Consider the following 14701-nt stretch of genomic DNA (forward strand, 5'->3'; position numbering starts at 1 on the left):
CCGTCTCAAAGATCGTACGCTGGTTCTCGAATAACGTGCGCCCAAGCACCTCGACGGTCTCACAGACTATGCGCCAGAGTGCGCCCTTTATCTCGCGTCGAACCGATCATCATTGCAGGCCGTCACACCTACACGCCGCTCGACTGGGATCCTGGCGAAGGCCGCACCCGCCTTCTCGGTTATGCTCATGGCGACGGGCCAGGAAGCGAATGGATTCTTGGCCTCGCGGTCGGCGATCAATGCGAGGTTTTCGGTCCGCGCAGTTCGCTCGATGCCGATCGCGTGGCACCCCCGCGCGCCCTTTTCGGCGACGAGACGTCGATCGGCTTGGCTCACGCCCTGGTCAGAGCGGAACAAGTGAGCCCGACCCGCTGCTGCTTCGAGGTTGGAGATGCCGATATCTCTCGCCAGGTTCTGGCGCGCTTGGACCTCGACGCGGCCACCCTGATCGTCAGGCGTGACAATGCAGGACACCTCCCCGCGCTCGAGAATGCGCTCAAGGCTTTTGTGACGGCCGGAGCATCGTTCGTGCTCACCGGGCAATCCGGCACCGTCCAGGGCCTTCGCCAAAAGCTAAGGGATCATGGCGTCCCCACGAGCCGCGCGCTCGAAAAGGCCTATTGGGCACCTGGCAAACGCGGCCTGGATTGAAGTCGACGGCTCTCGCTGCCGAAAAGCGCTTCCTGAGGAGGTCCGCCGTGCTCAGCCATGTTCAATCGATCGCTCACCCGTAGACGCTTGCCTGCCTCACACGCCGGAGGAAGCCGGAGACCAGTTCCTCATCGTCGATGTCCTGGACGATGCGGGGCCGTAATGTCCGGACTGCGGAGGTGTTGGGAAACCAGGCGCCGAAATGCTCGCCCTCGCCCAGGCCCTGCAGCGACAGCGTGATCGCGAACGGGCCAACAATACTCTGCTCGGCAAAGAAGGCGGCAATTGCCGCCAAATAGCGCTTTGCCGCCTCGTTGAACTCGTGCAGCCCCAGCCTCCCCTCCCCACTCAGCTGCTGGATGGCAAAGGCTGCCTGGGCATGGACGAACCAGTCATCGCGGATGAACAAGCGTTCGATCCCCTGCGACCTCAGGTCCTTGGCGAAAAGCTCGTGGCCATCTTCGACCGCCTTGAACCAAGGCTCGGAATGCTCGTGGAATACGGGTCCGGGATAGCGGACATTGTCTCCCTGCTCGAACGCGCGGCGCTGATAATCGAAATGCTCCTGGGGCAGGATGCCGATCCGCAGCGCTTGGCGAGCCACCACGCGACCGCTGGCGGCAAGCCTGGCATCCTCGGCTCCGGTCAATTCCTAGAGCCGGCTCATCCACGCGGTCTCGTCGACAAACCGGCTGCGCAGCATTCCCGGATCGATCGGCAGATTGCGCGCGCCCGAGCGGATCAGGTAGCCGCCCGAGAGCCGGTTCATGAACGGCGCGCCGGCGTGCCGCGGGATCTGGATGTCGAGGATGAACCCCGTCTCGAAAGGGATCGGGACGACGTGCACGTCCAAGGGAACGGGCGTTATGCCGTCCTGGATCACCGTCTGGAGGCGAAGCGCCGTCTTGTCCGGATCACCCGAAATCGGGCGAAAGCTCTCGAAGCGGCCGCCTTTCTCCTCCACGCCGACGATGATGCGGGCAGGTCCCCGGTTCAGAAAGGCAACGACATCGTCGAGCAGCCGGGTCTTGGCTTCCGGCTTGTCGAGGTTCACCTCCCGCTTGAAGTCGAGATCCTGCCCTTCCTGAAGGCTACCATCGGCAATCTCCGAGACGGTAAGCGCGTCGAGCGTGCGCCGCCGGCGTTCCAGCCTGGCGGGTTCCGTCACGGTGATCCTGACCATTGCTCAGCCATTCTCCTGAAAGCGGCGTGCAAGGCGCGCCGACGCCCCACTCTTGGCGGCGAGCCGTGCGCCGTAGCGCATGACGGTCTTGGGATCGCGCCAGCGATAGGCTTGCATGATCGCGGGCAGGCTCTCGCCAGCGGCGAAATTGTCCTGCGCCACGCCCACCCGGATCGAGTGGCTCGAGACGGCCGCCAGCCAGCGCTCCAGCTCGGTTTCGCTCATGGTGCCCAGCAGCTTCTTCTCGAACGCCGCGCGGATGAGGCGACGGTAGATCAGCGTGATCGTGTTCGGGTGGAGAGCGACCTCCCCCACCGACCGGACCGACCCGTCGAAATAGGTCTCGACCCGCCGGAAGAGCGGCCCGCTCTTGATACCCCCTGCCTGGCGCCACTCCTCGATGGCCTGCATCGTCGCTGGGGACAGATAGGCGATCGCGCCCTCGCGTTCGCGGTCGGTCTTGCTCGCGCCGATGAACAAGCTTCCCGACCCGTCGGGGTCTGGGCCGTCGATCGCCTCGCACAGGATCGCCACCAGCTCGGAGCGGCGGCAGCCGCTGTCATACGCCACGCGCAGGAGCGCGCGATCGCGCGCGCCCAGCATGTCGCGCCGGGAGGCCTTGAGCAGATGGGCGAGACAAATGCCTGTCGCCGGATCATCGAAATCACTCACCTCGCCCTTGAACCGGATGCCCCGCGCCTGCCGCTGGCGCGTTCCCAGAAGCTTGCGCAGACCCTTGAGCTCGAGCCGCACCAGCGGCGCCGCGGTCGGGTCGTCGAGCCCGGCCATGCGGTAGGCCCAGCCGATATTCACCAGATAGCGCTCGATCGTCGCGGGCGCCCGCCGCTTCAGCGGATTGCGCGGGTCCTGCTCGACTCCCGACAGCGCGCGCAGATAGGCAGCAACCGCGTCCGCGTCGGCGCGAGCGGTCGTCAGCCCGCGCCGCCGGCACCATTGGTCCCAGATCCTCAGGTCCGACAGGAAGGCACGGATCGTGTTGACCGACCAAGCGCGGGCGGCGGCCGCGACCAGCTGCGGGTCGGCAAGCCGCCGCGCCGGCGCGAGCGCCTCGACCTGCGAGACGATCTCGCTGATCGGCGCCGTCTCGGCACGAACCAGGCCAGGCTCAGCCATGGCTACGCGCGAAGCGCAGGGTCTCGTCGGTGCGAACGAGCTGCACCGCGCGCCAGGGGGCGGAGGCGAGTGCGTGCCGCGCCTTGATGGCACCCACCCGCTCGAGATAGCAGATCGCGCTGTTAATCCGGCGCGGCTCCCATCCCAGCGTTTCGGCGAGCTGCCGGGTGTCGACGGCCCGTTCCTCGCCCGTCACCATCCGGTTGGCGAGGATGCGTGCATCTTCGCTCGGACTGAAGGGCATGAATGCCTCGTCGAAGTCCACGAACAGGGGCGGTTGCGGGGCATAGTGCCCGCTCACGTTCATCTCGCGCAGGTAACCGGCGTCCTTGAGGTCGAGCAGCCCGATCCGCAGGTCATCCGCTGCGATGCCTAGAGTGGCCGGCAGATCGGCGAGGGTCACGATGGGATCGACGGCCGTCGCGTTCGCGCTGGTCTCCACAATATGCTTTCCGATCGCGATCGCGGCGGGCGACCAGCCTTCCAGCCCGCTCGGAGCCTTCTGCACGTAACGCGGCGCGTCCCCGAGTGGGGGCTTGCGGCTCACGCCATGCAGCCGGTCCACCAGGGCCTTGAGGTCCGCCTCACTCGCGGGATCGATCTTGAGGAACAGCATCGCCTGGAGGAAGGGCGAGAGCTTCGCGGGATCGAGGTCGACGACCAGCGGCACGAACCGGCTCTTGCCGCCGACCTGCTGGACGAGGCCGACGTCGATCTCCTTGGCCACCCATGGCTTGGTGATCGACGTCTCGGTCAACACCACGACGAAGTGGGTCATCGCGCCGAGGCCCTCCTCCATCTTCTGCCGCAGGCTGTCGCCGGGCTCGATCTCCCACTCGTCGAACCAGACGTCGACGCCGTTGGCCATGAGATACTCGGCGACGGGACGGACCCGGTCCTTGTCCTCGCTGGCGTGGGCCAGATAGATTTTCGAGTGCTTTGCCCCGTCGGCGGCATTCATGACCTGAACCTCTCCCGGGTCGACACCTAGACGCTTTTCGAGAAGACGCGCGAAGGCGGGCGACCCGGTCGTGCGGATTGCAACCCTGTTCCCCGACAATCGATCGACGAACACATTGGCGTGACTACCAGTCTCGGAATCGACGATCGAGGCAGCGGCGCCCCTCGCCTTCTCCTCGAGCGCCTGCATCCCAAGCTCGATCGCCTTGGCCTCGATGTCCGCCGCGAACTTGCGGGCGTCGAATGGCCTTCCATTGTGGGTCAACTTGATCATCCGCTGTTGCGCTGAACATAGCGGCGCAGCTGGACCAGATCCTCGTCGGCGAGCAGGACGCCCATGGTGGGATAGTTGTCTTGGAGCGACTTGCGGACGCGGCCGTCGTGAACGCACGGGATCAGCAGCGCAAAGGCAGGATTGAAGCGGCGACGTTCCCAGCCTGCCGCCTCCTCGAGCTTCGCGGCGTTCCCGCCGAGCTCTGGCTTCTCCAGCAGCAGCCGCGCGAGCACGACCGAGTCCTCGACCGGATCATGTCCGGTGATCGCCGGGTCGCTGGCGATGAACAGCTCCACGGTGGTGCGCACCCGCGGCAGGTGCGGACCCAGCACATGCGAGAGCGTGACGAGGCCATCCGCTTCCAGTTCCGCCAGCGCCGTCCCCAACGTCTTCCGGGTCTCGCTCGGGAACGCCTCGAGCAACGCATCGTCGAAGTGCGTCGGCAGGCCCTTGGGGCTATGCTCGGCCATGTGGCGGCCGAGCCGCTGGGCGAGATCGCTGAGATGGTCGTACACGCTGCTTTTCGCCCCTGTTGGCCGCAACGGGCGGCGCACCGGCGCACCGTGCGCCGGCCCGTTTCCCTTACCTTCATATAGAAGCACCAACAACGGGTTGTTGATAAGGGTCCTTTATCAACAGCAGATGTGCGCCCACGGTAGACGCTAGGCAATGTTTGCGGATACTATTCGGCATGGCTAGCCGTCATCCCGATCTTTCCGCGCCAGCCTGGACTCACGGGCTAGCGTACGAGCTCGAAACCACGATAGCCGCCATTGCACGTCTCGATGCACGGATTTCCGCCAGCCATTGCGCCTCGGCGTGGACCCGACGTGCTGCGTGGAGCGGATTTGGTGAGGCGCTGCGGGGGCAAGGGGTCGAGATCGACGAAATCGATATTTTCGGCCAGGCCTGCGGCCTTCCCCTGCCCTCGCGATCACTCCTGCCGACCTTCGGCGACGATCTCGCCGTCCTCGCCGCGTGGCACGAGAGCCTCGCAAGGCGCGGTCCGCGGCACTGGCGCGAGGCCCTCCCCTTCAGCTTCGATCCCCCGGCCGACTGGGGCCAGCGGCCGCTGCTCCTGCGCGCGCTCGAGCTTATCGCCCGGCATGCGCGTGCAGACCGTACCAGCGTGCCTTGGCTGGCGCTCCCGGCGCTACTCCACGATCTTGGGGTGACGCATCGCCCGCTTCCCAATCTGGCATGGGCCGACAAGGGCCTGCGGCTGCAGCCGGACGCGGCAGACGCGATCACCCGGAGGTTCCTGAAGCAGCTGCGGCGCTCCGCCGTGACCGGGCTGGAGAGGCTCGAGGCGATCGAGGCCGACAGGCTGCGCGCCGCGCACGCACTGGGACAGGCCCGCCGCCCCGGCGCTCTCCTACCCCTGCTGGGGCTCTCTCAGGTCCAACCGGTGCTCAGCCCGCGCGGCGTCGGCGGGCACCTTGGCCTGACCATCTCGGGAGCTGGCAAGCTGCTCACGCGGGCCGCGAGAGCCGGGCTTCTCGTCGAGGTGAGCGGGCGTCAGAGCTGGCGCGCGTATCTTCCACCGGATCTTGCGCAGGCGTTCGGCTTCGTTCCCGCGCGCCGCGGGCGGCCGATCGCGCCACCTCGCCCGAGTCCCGCGCTCGACGCCGTGCTAGCCGACTTCGACGCCGAAATGCGCGCGATCGATGAGCGCCTGGCACGTCTCGGCGTCGGGATGACCGAGCCGACGCCGGCCTGACCTTCACTGCGGCCGATCAGCTCGTCGGCCAGAACCGGTCGAGGATCTCACCCAGTGCCCTCTCGGCGTCTGCCCGCGTGGCGCCGGCCTTCGGCAACAGGGTCAGCGTGACGCCGGTACGGCCGCGGCCGTCGAGTCGAAGCACCTCCGCGCCCCCCGCCGTCCTGACCGTGGCGTCGGCCTTTCCTGTCCTCTTGGGGGATCCTGTCTTCTTGGGGGCCTCGGCAGCAGCCGCCAGCATGCGCACCACGTCGGCCGGGGCGCGAGCAACGTCATCGCCCCGCTTGCGCGCTTCCGCGATGCGGTGCCCTTCGGCAAGCACGCGGTCGCGCCGGTCCTCGGGCTTGAGCAACGGCTTTATCTGGGTAACGTGCTTGATCCCGAGGTCGTGCGGTGACGCAAAGGCGCCGGTCACCTCTGCCGGCAGTCGCGCCAGATCGAGATAACGACTGAGCCAACTCGTCGAGACGTTGATGCGCTCGGCCATGTCCTGCTGCTTGCCGCCGTAATAGGCGTCGAGCGCCCGGAGATAATCCCGGGCACGTTCGAAGTCCGAAATATCCTCGCGCGCGCGGTTCTCGATATCGGAAAGCCGGAAGGCCTCTTCATCGGTGAGCTCCCGGATCTCGACCAGGAACCGGAAGTCCGGATAATTGTGGCTGCGCAGCCAGCTCACCGACCAGTGCCGTCGAGCGCCGCTGATGACCTCGAAATCGAAGTCTGGATCATCACGTATCCGACGGACCAGCGCCGGAACTTCCTGCTTGCCTTGCGCCTTGAGGCTGTCGATCAGGTCCCGGCAGCGCTCTTCCGAGAGGCCTGCGTAATCGCGGTTATGGCCGTGCCACATCCGGCAGCGAGCAGGGTCGACGAGTTCGGTGGCCCGATTGACGAGCGAGCCAGTCGCCAGCTCCGCCAGTCGCGTACTGCGCCCCGCGAGCACCCCCATCCCCAACCGCGAAGGTCGCGCCGGTGGGTCCGCCGGAGCCTCGATTGCGCCGGCAAGATCGGCAGCGAACGTGCGGTTTTTCGCGCTCATGGCGCCTCTCCTCTATCCGAAATTGCACCGGTGCAATTTTGATCCTCCCTCATGCCAAGCCTTCTCGTCTCAGGCGGCTCTCATGGCTTGGCCACATCGAACGAATATCCGTCTCGATCTCCGAATTCACCCCGTCCAAATAGGTCAGGCACCGGTCCCGCACAGATCGGCTCGTGGTGGGACCATCGAGCTCATAAACGGTCATCAGACGCGCGCTCGCATTGTCGATCTCGGCAGAGTCCTTGAGCGGGGTCCGGACCAGCGCGTTGCCGTAAAGCTGACCCATCAGCCCCATCAGCTCACGCTGCATCGACTTGTTCTCATCGACCTTCGAGGCAACGAAGCGGAGAAAGGCAAGGTCGGTGTCCATGCCGTGCTCGAGCAGGATCTGCATCGTCTCGTCGAGCATCGCGAGGTAGGCGGCCGTCGAGGAGAAATCCATCACGGTCGGCGGCACCGGGACCACGAGTGCATTCGCCGCGCGCAGGACCGAAAGCGAAATTGCCCCAAGCGCGGGCGGCGGATCGATCACCACCACATCGTAGCGGTCTGCTACAGAGGCAATCCCCTGCTGCAAGCGATCGAGCAAGGCCCCCTGCCCTCGCGCCATCCTCGCTGCAAGTTCGTATTCCGACTGGAACAGCCGCAGGTTCGCCGGAATGAGATCAAGGCAGTCGAAGTGGGTCGCCCGGATTGCATATTCCAGGCTCACCAACTCGTCCTGGCGGAGGAACGGGTAGAGCGTATCCTCCTCCTGAAGATCGAGATCCGGCACATAGCCAAACAAGGTTGTCGCCGACGCCTGACTGTCGCAGTCGATGAGCAGGACGCGATAACCCCTGATCGCCAGGAACTGCGCCAGATGCACCGAGATGGTGGACTTCCCCACTCCGCCTTTGAAGTTCTGGACCGCCACGACCGCACAGGGATCGTCCGCCGACCGCCAGGGCCGGGTCCCGAACACGCCACGCATGTCGTTCAGTTGCCCGAGCGTGTAGCCGACACGGCGATTGGTTTCGGTGCGACCCGGTTCAGGCAGTCGGCCGTCCTTCTCCGCCTCACGAATCGCTGCGGGCGTGCGGCCGACCAAGTCGGCCGCCCGCCCTATCGTGAAGATCGGTTCCCGCCGCTCGTCAGCGCGCTTGCTCTGCGCCCCGTCCCGAAGTTTCTCGAGGATGTTGGAGCAACGCTCGGCAAGGGCGCTGATTCGGGATTGATCCGGTCGAACCCGCGCAATTGCGGTCGCCATAGGCCATCCTTTCGCTAGACAGCCATTACATGCCCAGTTTGCGCTTTTCCGTCAACGCCACTCTGTTTTTCGAAAGCCGCAAGCCGCGTAGGCCAAGAGTGGCGGCATACTGTCCGCCTGTGGGCGATTTAGCGCGGGAACGGCGAAAATTGCACCGGTGCAATTTTCAGCTCGGCCGACCCTTCCGCGTGACGTAACTCTCGCAAAAGCCCTGCCACGAGCGCTGCAGCTTGACCCCACTCAGCTTCACCAGTCGATCGCCCATATGACCCCGGTAAGCTTCGGCGATCAGATCCACGTCCCAGCCCCCGCCATGGGAACGCCCGATCGACAGAAACTCCTCAGCGCCAGACCATCGCAGCGAGCCTGAAGGGAAGCTTGCGAACTTGACCCGCGGACGCTCGGCGTCGGCCGACCTCATCCGCCCCGCCGCCTGTCGGACGATGTCCGACACAGCCGAGGCTCGCTCCGCTGACGAAGCCTCACCGACAGCCTTGGCCTCATCCACGGCTTCCTTGGACGTGACGACCACCGGAAGCCGTACCTTCTGCTTTTCACCTGCAAGCTCACCATCGGTCCGAACAGATTCAACGGTGCCCTCGCGGCGGGCTCGGCGCCCGGCTGAATGGCGCTCGAGTTCGTCCACGGTGCCGATCTGCGCCGGCGCATCCTTTGCCTCGAAGCGGAACTCCACCTCCGCCACCGCCCTGCCCTGGCGCGTCTCCTTCCACTCCACGCGGAAGTGCGCGAGCTGATCGATCTCGCTCTTTGCGGTTTGCAGGACCTTGCGCCGCAGCTGTGCGAAATCCTTATATACGTCAGGAGCTATGCCCAGCGCCGCTCGCAAAGCCGTGATGTCGCAACGCCAGGTCGGCTGGCGCCGGTGAATGCGAAGCGCACCGATCTCGTAAAGCTTGAGCGCATAGCTCGATCGGAAGCCGAGGACGGCCTGTCTATTCAGGACCGCGTATGTTTCCGATTCCTGAATTAGCTTGCGAGCGTCCGGGGTGAACTCCCATTCGATCCACCCGCTCTCGCCGCCATCCTCGTCCTCGGCCTCCTCCTTCGACATCTGGATGAGTGAGAAACGCCGCGTGGCCTTTCGTCCACGCCAGCTTCTGTCGTCCTCTGCGAATAAGGTGCGATGCAGTTCCTCCAGCATATCGGAGATGCGCTCATTGCCCTTGTGGCCGCGGCGAATATCCGCCTTGCGCATCCGGTGCGGCACGTCGCGCCAGGCATCGCCGCCGGCCGTCAGGATCATCAACGCGAGAAGGCGTGAAGCGGTCAGGCTGAGCGACTGGCCCTTGACAAACCGGACCTCGACGAGCTTTCCGGGCTTAGCGAATTCCGCAGTCTGCTTGGAAGCGAGCGCATGCGCAACCCGCATCGCACGGCCGGCTCGCTCTTGATCTTCGTCGTCTAGCTCGACATCCCCTGTCGGCGAATCATCCATAAACAGGCTCCGAGCGCTTGGCTGCCTGACCTGACCTGCAACGTCAAGACAGGACAGGAAAGAGTGCGCCGGAGCGCCCCCAAGCGGTCAGGATGAAAACGGCCAATCCGTGGAGCTCAAAGCAGAACTCCACGAGTCGCGCCACATTTCATGCCATCGAGGACCGGGTGGGTTGAACGCGCTTGAAAACAGCGGAAAAGTAGGGCCCCCAAGAAGACAGGGTTACCCCAAGCGGTCAGGACAGGTCCCCCGATTCGGCAGGGATAAGCCCCCGCGCGGTCAGGTAACCTCCCCCATCCGGTCAGGATGACGTGAATAAGTCCATGATTATAGAGGTAAATCCCGCGCTGAATCAGAATCACTGGAATCAGTGAATCGCCCCGCTGCTGGCGCAGCGGTGGTTTTGAGAGATATTTTGGAGAAGATGAGGAGGGGAGGGGGACCGAGCGTCTGAGCCCGGAGAAGACTCATGCCTCTCACCGCCAGGAAACCAACACAGCACCTCGCCGACCTGGTCGGTAGCCTTGGCGGCACCTGGCACGGCTATGTTGCGATGTGCCGATGCCCCGCCCATGACGACACCGAACCAAGCCTCTCCATCCGGCAAGGCGATCGCGACATCCTGGTCACCTGCTTTGCCGGTTGCTCAAGGGACGACATTCTACGCGAGCTGCGACGCGTCCGCCCAGATCGCGAGCATCCCTCCCCGGTGCCGACCGGCATGCCCCGTACCGCTAATGTCTGTCGCATCTGGGATCAGGCGTTCGAGGTGCCCGGGACACTCGCCGAGCGATACCTCCGCCGGCGCAACCTCATGCCGCCCCCGTCCGACATCCGCTTCCACCCCCGCTGCCCGTATATGCCCAGGCCTAGTACCGTGTTTGAACCAGCCCTTCTCGTCGCCGTTCGCGAAGGCCGCCGCTTGGTCGCCGTCGAAAGGATTTTCCTCGATCCGGCAACCGGCGGCTCCACGCGCAAGGTGATGCTTGGCACACCGGGAGGTGGAGCATGGCGTGGCGGGGAGGGAGGTACCGTCATGGCAATCGCCGAAGGGTTCGAAACCGCGGGAGCCTTCGCACGCCTGAACGGCATTCCCTGCTGGGCTTCGCTTGGCGCACGGCGGCTGGATCAACTCGCCCTTCCGATCACGATCGACTGCCTGCTCATCGCGGAGGACAACGACCCTGAAGGCCATCGCGCTGCAGACCGGGCAGAGGGTCGCTATGGGCAACCAGGACGCGCCATCCATCGCGCGCCGCCACCGGCTGGATTCAAGGACTGGGCAGATGCGCTCGACGCGCACGTCCAACGGGCTGGCGTCTAGGCGCGTCGCGCCGGACGAGGGGAGGGGGGTCGAGCGCGTGATGCTGCCGAAGGGTGCAGCCACGCCGGAGACCCCAGATGACCGATCTCTTCCACGCGGCCGATCGCGCCGAGCATGATGCTGCGCGTCTGCTTCTTCCGCATCTCGCTTCCGAATGCGCCCTCACCCGTCGCCTCCTGAATGAAGTCATGGCCGCCGCCTTTGGTGGCTCCGATGCCGACGGTCAGTGGACACAGCGGAGAAGCTTCGAAGTTCTCGAATACGCGCTCGCCCTTCACCTTCGCGCGCGCGGTCCAGTCCTGTCCTCGTTTGATGACGTCCGCGCCCTGATCGCGCTTTTGGACAGCCACAACCGCGCTTCGATCCCGATCGCCAGGGTCGACGAGCGTTATGCCAAGGCCGGGAACCGGCACGGGACCCGGATGATGATCTGGAATCCGCTCGCCGACTGGACCAGCGACGATGTCTTCCGTGCCCACCGCCTGCTCGGCATCCTGCTGCATGAAGCTTACACGACCTGGGGCTCAAGCCGCCTTTCCTGCCGCTATTGCATCTTCGCCTCGCTGCAGGACCTCGAGGCATCCGCCTCCGCGCCGGCGAACGCCGAGGTCTATCGCGAGCTGGTCGGGATCGAAGCCCGCTCGACCTTTCCCTTCCAGCCGACCCGGTGGCTCGCCGATGTCTCGCCCCGGCTGCTGAGCGCTGGGCTTAGGTCGGATGTCGCGCGGGCCAAGGCCGACCGGGATGAGCGACGCCGCCTGGAGGCGTCGATGCCGCCAGGGCTTTGATACGTCAAAGGCTGGCCGCTTCGGCTGCCCAGTCAGTCCGAGGCCGAGGACATCGCTGCGGCCCGGCGTGTGATCCTCGCCCGTCATTCTCTTGCCGAATGCTTTCCCACGGCGTCCTCCGTCATCGAACGGTTTGCCGAGCTTCTCGCGATCGCCGCGCGGAAGGCCGCGCGATGACGGCGATCGATGTCCGGGTCGGCCGATGTGCCTTCGTTGCCGACATAGCGGATCGGCCTCCGTTGGGCTGGCGCTTCTGGTCGCTCGCCGGTTTCGCGGGCGACCCTCTCGACCCCGACCCCTATGCGGGCTCCAGGTGCCTCGCCCTCGCGATGGTGGATGTTGATGGCAGCGATCGATGGCTCTGCGCGATGGAGCTCGATCACAGTTTCCAGCTGCTGTGCACCCACGATCTGTTCCCGTCCGCCGACCAGGCGGGTGCGGAGCGCATTGCCCGGGAAGTGCTCGACGCGCACGCGCGTCAGCCTCGGCTGCTCTGACTTCCGGATCCTCATCCCATGCAGACCAATCGCAGCCAGCGATGGCGCGAGCGGCGCGCGCTGTGGGCGCGCGACCTCGAACTGATCGATCCGACAGCCTATTGCGTCGAAGTTATCGATCATGCCGTAGCGCGCGCCTTCATCGCCCGGCATCACTATCTCCCAAGCTATCCGGCGGCGCAGCTCGCAGTCGGCCTGTTCGGTCGCGGCGGCGTGCTCGAGGGCGTCGCGGTCTTCGCGGTCCCCACCACCGGCGCGGTCATCTCCCGCCATACCGGGTTCGCTGATCCGGCGCGCGGCTGCGTCCTCGCCCGGCTCATTCTGACCGATGCGGTGCCACAGAACGGCGAGAGCTTCTTCGTGTCGCGGGCTTTCCGGCACCTCCGGCGCGAACGGCCGGCAATCGAGGCCGTGGTGTCGTATAGCGACCCGGGTGCCGGGCATATCGTCCGGGTCTATTGCGCGCTTTCGGCGGCGCACCGGACGGTCACGAGGCCGCGAACCGTGCTGCGGGTCGGCGACGTCACGATCTCGGGTCGCACCCTCTCGAAGATCCGCCTCGGCGAGCAGGGCCATGCCGGCGCCATCGACCAGCTCGTCGCCCTGGGCGTCCCAAGGCCGGCGATCGGCGAGGAGCCGCGCCGCTGGCTCTGGCGGCTTCAACGTGAGCGCCATCTTCTCGCACACCAGCAAGCCGGCCTCTACGCCTATTGCTTCGAGCTCACCCGCGAGGCCCGGCGCCGCGGCCGGGCACTTCCGCGGCTGCCCTATCGCGACGGAGCGGCGGTTGCGGTGATGATCACGGCCGAGCGGTACAGCCGCAACGAGATACGGCTAACGCCGGGGGCGTATTTCGCCGGGATGATCACGCGAGCAAAGCGCGGCGAGCTCGACCTATCCAAGAGCCTGTGGGGCTTCCGGACCGAGCGGATGGCAGCGCATTGATGCAGGATAGGTCGCTACCCTGCCCGTCCGCGTTGGTCGCGGCCGATGTTCGAGCGCAATCCGGTAACTTACCTCCGTCTCGAGGGTTAAGCGATCGTCAGCATCCTGCTGCTAGGTGGTCAGCATGCCCCAAGCGACACTACAGGCCTGGGTTTCGCTCTATGCCGCGGTCGGCGTCATGGTCGCGATGTGCGCGGTACTCGCGGTGATCAAAACCGCCCATGACTATCGCTCGGGGACCAGTAAGCTCCCGACCGCGACCGTGCTGGACAAGGTGCTTGTCGCGCCCCGGCTCTGGGTGCGCTGGCAGATCAATTACCTGCTCGGCGCGTCGGCGATCCTCGGGATCGCGATCTACTACGCCCATTATCTCGGGTTCGGCACGCTCGTCGACGTATAGGCCAGCAGCTGCACCGCCCTGCCCCGCGGCATCGTCGCCGCGATCGGTGTCGATGCCGTTTGGATCGAGGCTGTCCTGAACGCTCCGTTGCTCCACCCGCGCGTGATCGCCGCGACATACTCGATCGTCTCGCGGAACGGCGGGATGCGTCCCATCGTACGAACCCGCCCCGGTCCGGCATTGTAGGCCGCCAGCGCGAGATCAACGCGCTTGAACTCGTCGAGGTGTGACCGGAGGTATCTGGCCCCTCCCCTCAGGTTGGACAGCGGATCGCGGGAGTCGAACACGCCGAGCCCCCGAGCGGTGCCAGGCATCAGCTGGGTGAGCCCGACCGCACCCTTGGGAGAGACGATCAGCGGATCGTAGCGGCTCTCCTGGGCGACCAGCGCATCGAAAAGACCGGTCGGGACGCCCGCTTCGCAGGCGACGGCCGAGATCAGCGGAAAATACCGCGCGCGACGCGCTTCCTGCCATGGTGCCAGATCACCGCGTGGCCGGTACGGTGTCATCGTGCAGGCCGATGGCCTGTACATATATGGCGCGACCACGCTTTGCGCGACCTGCGCGGCGCCCGTTATTACCCTCCCCGTCTGCATCCACAATGGCACCGGGATCGAAGATCGACCGACCTCGATCGGCTGATCCAGCTGGCCAGGCGCACCGATCTGTAGGAAATCCAACTGCAACGCCTCGGGCGACAGACCTTCCGAAGCAAGCGTCGGTATCATGCGCTTTGGGGCGGTTCTTCCGACGTCGATTACGACCTCGTCTGAAACCTCACGGAAGGCGACGAGTTCGGCTTTGCGTTGCGCCGCATGGCCGGGGCTGATTGACGCACTCAACGCGATCAGGGCGATGGCACGCTTTATTGCAGGCGAACAGGTCATCCGTCGATGCAGCCAGCTTAACGACAGGCCGTCAACAGGGAAAAAAATTACCCGATTATATCCATACTAGGGTCAGGACTCATTGGTCATAGCCAGAAGATGACGGTGGCCGCGAGGGCGACGGCAGAGAAGAAGACGGTTGGGCAGCGGTCGTAGCGAGTTGCGACGCGGCGCCAATCCTTCAGACGGCCGAA

16 protein-coding genes and 1 pseudogene are annotated in these 14701 nt (G+C 65.4%); 7 read left to right on the forward strand and 10 right to left on the reverse strand.

Annotated features, from left to right (window positions below):
- Positions 1 to 78: 78 nt before the first annotated feature.
- The gene (locus HBH26_RS21105; protein WP_168136276.1) at positions 79 to 651 is read left to right on the forward strand and encodes an SIP domain-containing protein; all 573 of its coding nucleotides are present in this window, start codon (positions 79 to 81) and stop codon (positions 649 to 651) included.
- Positions 652 to 724: 73 nt separating this feature from the next.
- Here HBH26_RS21105 and HBH26_RS19555 read toward each other — a convergent pair whose 3' ends face one another.
- From HBH26_RS19555 to HBH26_RS19575, 5 genes are read right to left on the reverse strand one after another with little or no spacing between them, the layout of a single operon-like run.
- Complete coding sequence (locus HBH26_RS19555; protein WP_168136277.1) at positions 725 to 1300, reverse strand: hypothetical protein; 576 nt, start codon at positions 1298 to 1300, stop codon at positions 725 to 727.
- Positions 1301 to 1303: 3 nt separating this feature from the next.
- Positions 1304 to 1834, reverse strand: a complete 531-nt coding sequence (locus HBH26_RS19560; protein WP_168136278.1) for an AlbA family DNA-binding domain-containing protein — start codon at positions 1832 to 1834, stop codon at positions 1304 to 1306.
- Between the two features lie 3 nt (positions 1835 to 1837).
- Positions 1838 to 2968 carry a tyrosine-type recombinase/integrase gene (locus HBH26_RS19565; RefSeq protein WP_168136279.1) on the reverse strand — a complete coding sequence of 377 codons (1131 nt, stop codon included), beginning with the start codon at positions 2966 to 2968 and terminating at the stop codon, positions 1838 to 1840.
- Positions 2961 to 4202 (reverse strand): toll/interleukin-1 receptor domain-containing protein, encoded by a 1242-nt coding sequence (locus HBH26_RS19570; protein WP_168136280.1) that lies wholly within the window; start codon positions 4200 to 4202, stop codon positions 2961 to 2963. The genes HBH26_RS19565 and HBH26_RS19570 overlap by 8 nt, the downstream gene beginning before the upstream one ends.
- Positions 4199 to 4717, reverse strand: coding sequence for a hypothetical protein (locus tag HBH26_RS19575; RefSeq protein ID WP_168136281.1), 519 nt, complete (start codon positions 4715 to 4717; stop codon positions 4199 to 4201). The genes HBH26_RS19570 and HBH26_RS19575 overlap by 4 nt, the downstream gene beginning before the upstream one ends.
- Positions 4718 to 4893: 176 nt before the next feature.
- Between HBH26_RS19575 and HBH26_RS19580 the strand changes: the two genes are divergently transcribed.
- Positions 4894 to 5922, forward strand: coding sequence for a hypothetical protein (locus HBH26_RS19580; RefSeq protein WP_168136282.1), 1029 nt, complete (start codon positions 4894 to 4896; stop codon positions 5920 to 5922).
- Positions 5923 to 5938: 16 nt separating this feature from the next.
- Here the strand turns inward: HBH26_RS19580 and HBH26_RS19585 are convergent, their stop codons facing one another.
- The 3 genes from HBH26_RS19585 to HBH26_RS19595 form a co-directional block, all read right to left on the reverse strand.
- Positions 5939 to 6961 (reverse strand): ParB/RepB/Spo0J family partition protein, encoded by a 1023-nt coding sequence (locus tag HBH26_RS19585; protein ID WP_168136283.1) that lies wholly within the window; start codon positions 6959 to 6961, stop codon positions 5939 to 5941.
- Between the two features lie 49 nt (positions 6962 to 7010).
- Positions 7011 to 8210: an AAA family ATPase gene (locus HBH26_RS19590; RefSeq protein WP_168136284.1), complete on the reverse strand. Its 1200-nt coding sequence runs from the start codon at positions 8208 to 8210 to the stop codon at positions 7011 to 7013.
- Between the two features lie 166 nt (positions 8211 to 8376).
- Entirely contained in the window at positions 8377 to 9600 is a 1224-nt protein-coding gene (locus HBH26_RS19595) for a replication initiation protein (protein ID WP_168136289.1), read from the reverse strand.
- A 535-nt stretch (positions 9601 to 10135) separates the two neighbouring features.
- Here HBH26_RS19595 and HBH26_RS19600 point away from each other — a divergent pair.
- From HBH26_RS19600 to HBH26_RS19620, 5 genes are all read left to right on the forward strand, one after another.
- The gene (locus HBH26_RS19600) at positions 10136 to 10990 is read left to right on the forward strand and encodes a DUF7146 domain-containing protein (protein WP_168136285.1); all 855 of its coding nucleotides are present in this window, start codon (positions 10136 to 10138) and stop codon (positions 10988 to 10990) included.
- 77 nt (positions 10991 to 11067) lie between these two features.
- Positions 11068 to 11778, forward strand: coding sequence for an adenine nucleotide alpha hydrolase family protein (locus HBH26_RS19605; RefSeq protein WP_168136275.1), 711 nt, complete (start codon positions 11068 to 11070; stop codon positions 11776 to 11778).
- Positions 11779 to 11951: 173 nt separating this feature from the next.
- Positions 11952 to 12275 (forward strand): transposase, encoded by a 324-nt coding sequence (locus tag HBH26_RS19610; RefSeq protein ID WP_168136286.1) that lies wholly within the window; start codon positions 11952 to 11954, stop codon positions 12273 to 12275.
- An 18-nt stretch (positions 12276 to 12293) separates the two neighbouring features.
- A complete protein-coding gene (locus HBH26_RS19615; RefSeq protein ID WP_168136287.1) occupies positions 12294 to 13220 on the forward strand; it encodes a Mom family adenine methylcarbamoylation protein in 927 nt (308 codons plus the stop codon).
- Between the two features lie 124 nt (positions 13221 to 13344).
- The gene (locus tag HBH26_RS19620; protein ID WP_168136288.1) at positions 13345 to 13620 is read left to right on the forward strand and encodes a hypothetical protein; all 276 of its coding nucleotides are present in this window, start codon (positions 13345 to 13347) and stop codon (positions 13618 to 13620) included.
- Here the strand turns inward: HBH26_RS19620 and HBH26_RS19625 are convergent.
- Positions 13587 to 14507: a lytic transglycosylase domain-containing protein gene (locus HBH26_RS19625; RefSeq protein WP_239024944.1), complete on the reverse strand. Its 921-nt coding sequence runs from the start codon at positions 14505 to 14507 to the stop codon at positions 13587 to 13589. The genes HBH26_RS19620 and HBH26_RS19625 overlap by 34 nt on opposite strands.
- A gap of 86 nt (positions 14508 to 14593) precedes the next feature.
- Positions 14594 to 14701, reverse strand: a pseudogene (locus tag HBH26_RS19630) (IS5 family transposase); the annotation flags it as partial.

It is taken from the genome of Sphingomonas corticis (assembly GCF_012035195.1).
GTDB lineage: Bacteria > Pseudomonadota > Alphaproteobacteria > Sphingomonadales > Sphingomonadaceae > Sphingomonas > Sphingomonas corticis.

Bases quoted from the DNA above. Each gene is read 5' to 3' on its own strand.
- HBH26_RS19560 (WP_168136278.1), bottom strand. From the start codon at position 1,834: ATGGTCAGGATCACCGTGACGGAACCCGCCAGGCTGGAACGCCGGCGG.
- HBH26_RS19565 (WP_168136279.1), bottom strand. From the start codon at position 2,968: ATGGCTGAGCCTGGCCTGGTTCGTGCCGAGACGGCGCCGATCAGCGAG.
- HBH26_RS19570 (WP_168136280.1), bottom strand. From the start codon at position 4,202: ATGATCAAGTTGACCCACAATGGAAGGCCATTCGACGCCCGCAAGTTC.
- HBH26_RS19580 (WP_168136282.1), top strand. From the start codon at position 4,894: ATGGCTAGCCGTCATCCCGATCTTTCCGCGCCAGCCTGGACTCACGGG.
- HBH26_RS19585 (WP_168136283.1), bottom strand. From the start codon at position 6,961: ATGAGCGCGAAAAACCGCACGTTCGCTGCCGATCTTGCCGGCGCAATC.
- HBH26_RS19590 (WP_168136284.1), bottom strand. From the start codon at position 8,210: ATGGCGACCGCAATTGCGCGGGTTCGACCGGATCAATCCCGAATCAGC.
- HBH26_RS19595 (WP_168136289.1), bottom strand. From the start codon at position 9,600: ATGCGGGTTGCGCATGCGCTCGCTTCCAAGCAGACTGCGGAATTCGCT.
- HBH26_RS19600 (WP_168136285.1), top strand. From the start codon at position 10,136: ATGCCTCTCACCGCCAGGAAACCAACACAGCACCTCGCCGACCTGGTC.
- HBH26_RS19605 (WP_168136275.1), top strand. From the start codon at position 11,068: ATGACCGATCTCTTCCACGCGGCCGATCGCGCCGAGCATGATGCTGCG.
- HBH26_RS19610 (WP_168136286.1), top strand. From the start codon at position 11,952: ATGACGGCGATCGATGTCCGGGTCGGCCGATGTGCCTTCGTTGCCGAC.
- HBH26_RS19615 (WP_168136287.1), top strand. From the start codon at position 12,294: ATGCAGACCAATCGCAGCCAGCGATGGCGCGAGCGGCGCGCGCTGTGG.
- HBH26_RS19620 (WP_168136288.1), top strand. From the start codon at position 13,345: ATGCCCCAAGCGACACTACAGGCCTGGGTTTCGCTCTATGCCGCGGTC.
- HBH26_RS19625 (WP_239024944.1), bottom strand. From the start codon at position 14,507: ATGACCTGTTCGCCTGCAATAAAGCGTGCCATCGCCCTGATCGCGTTG.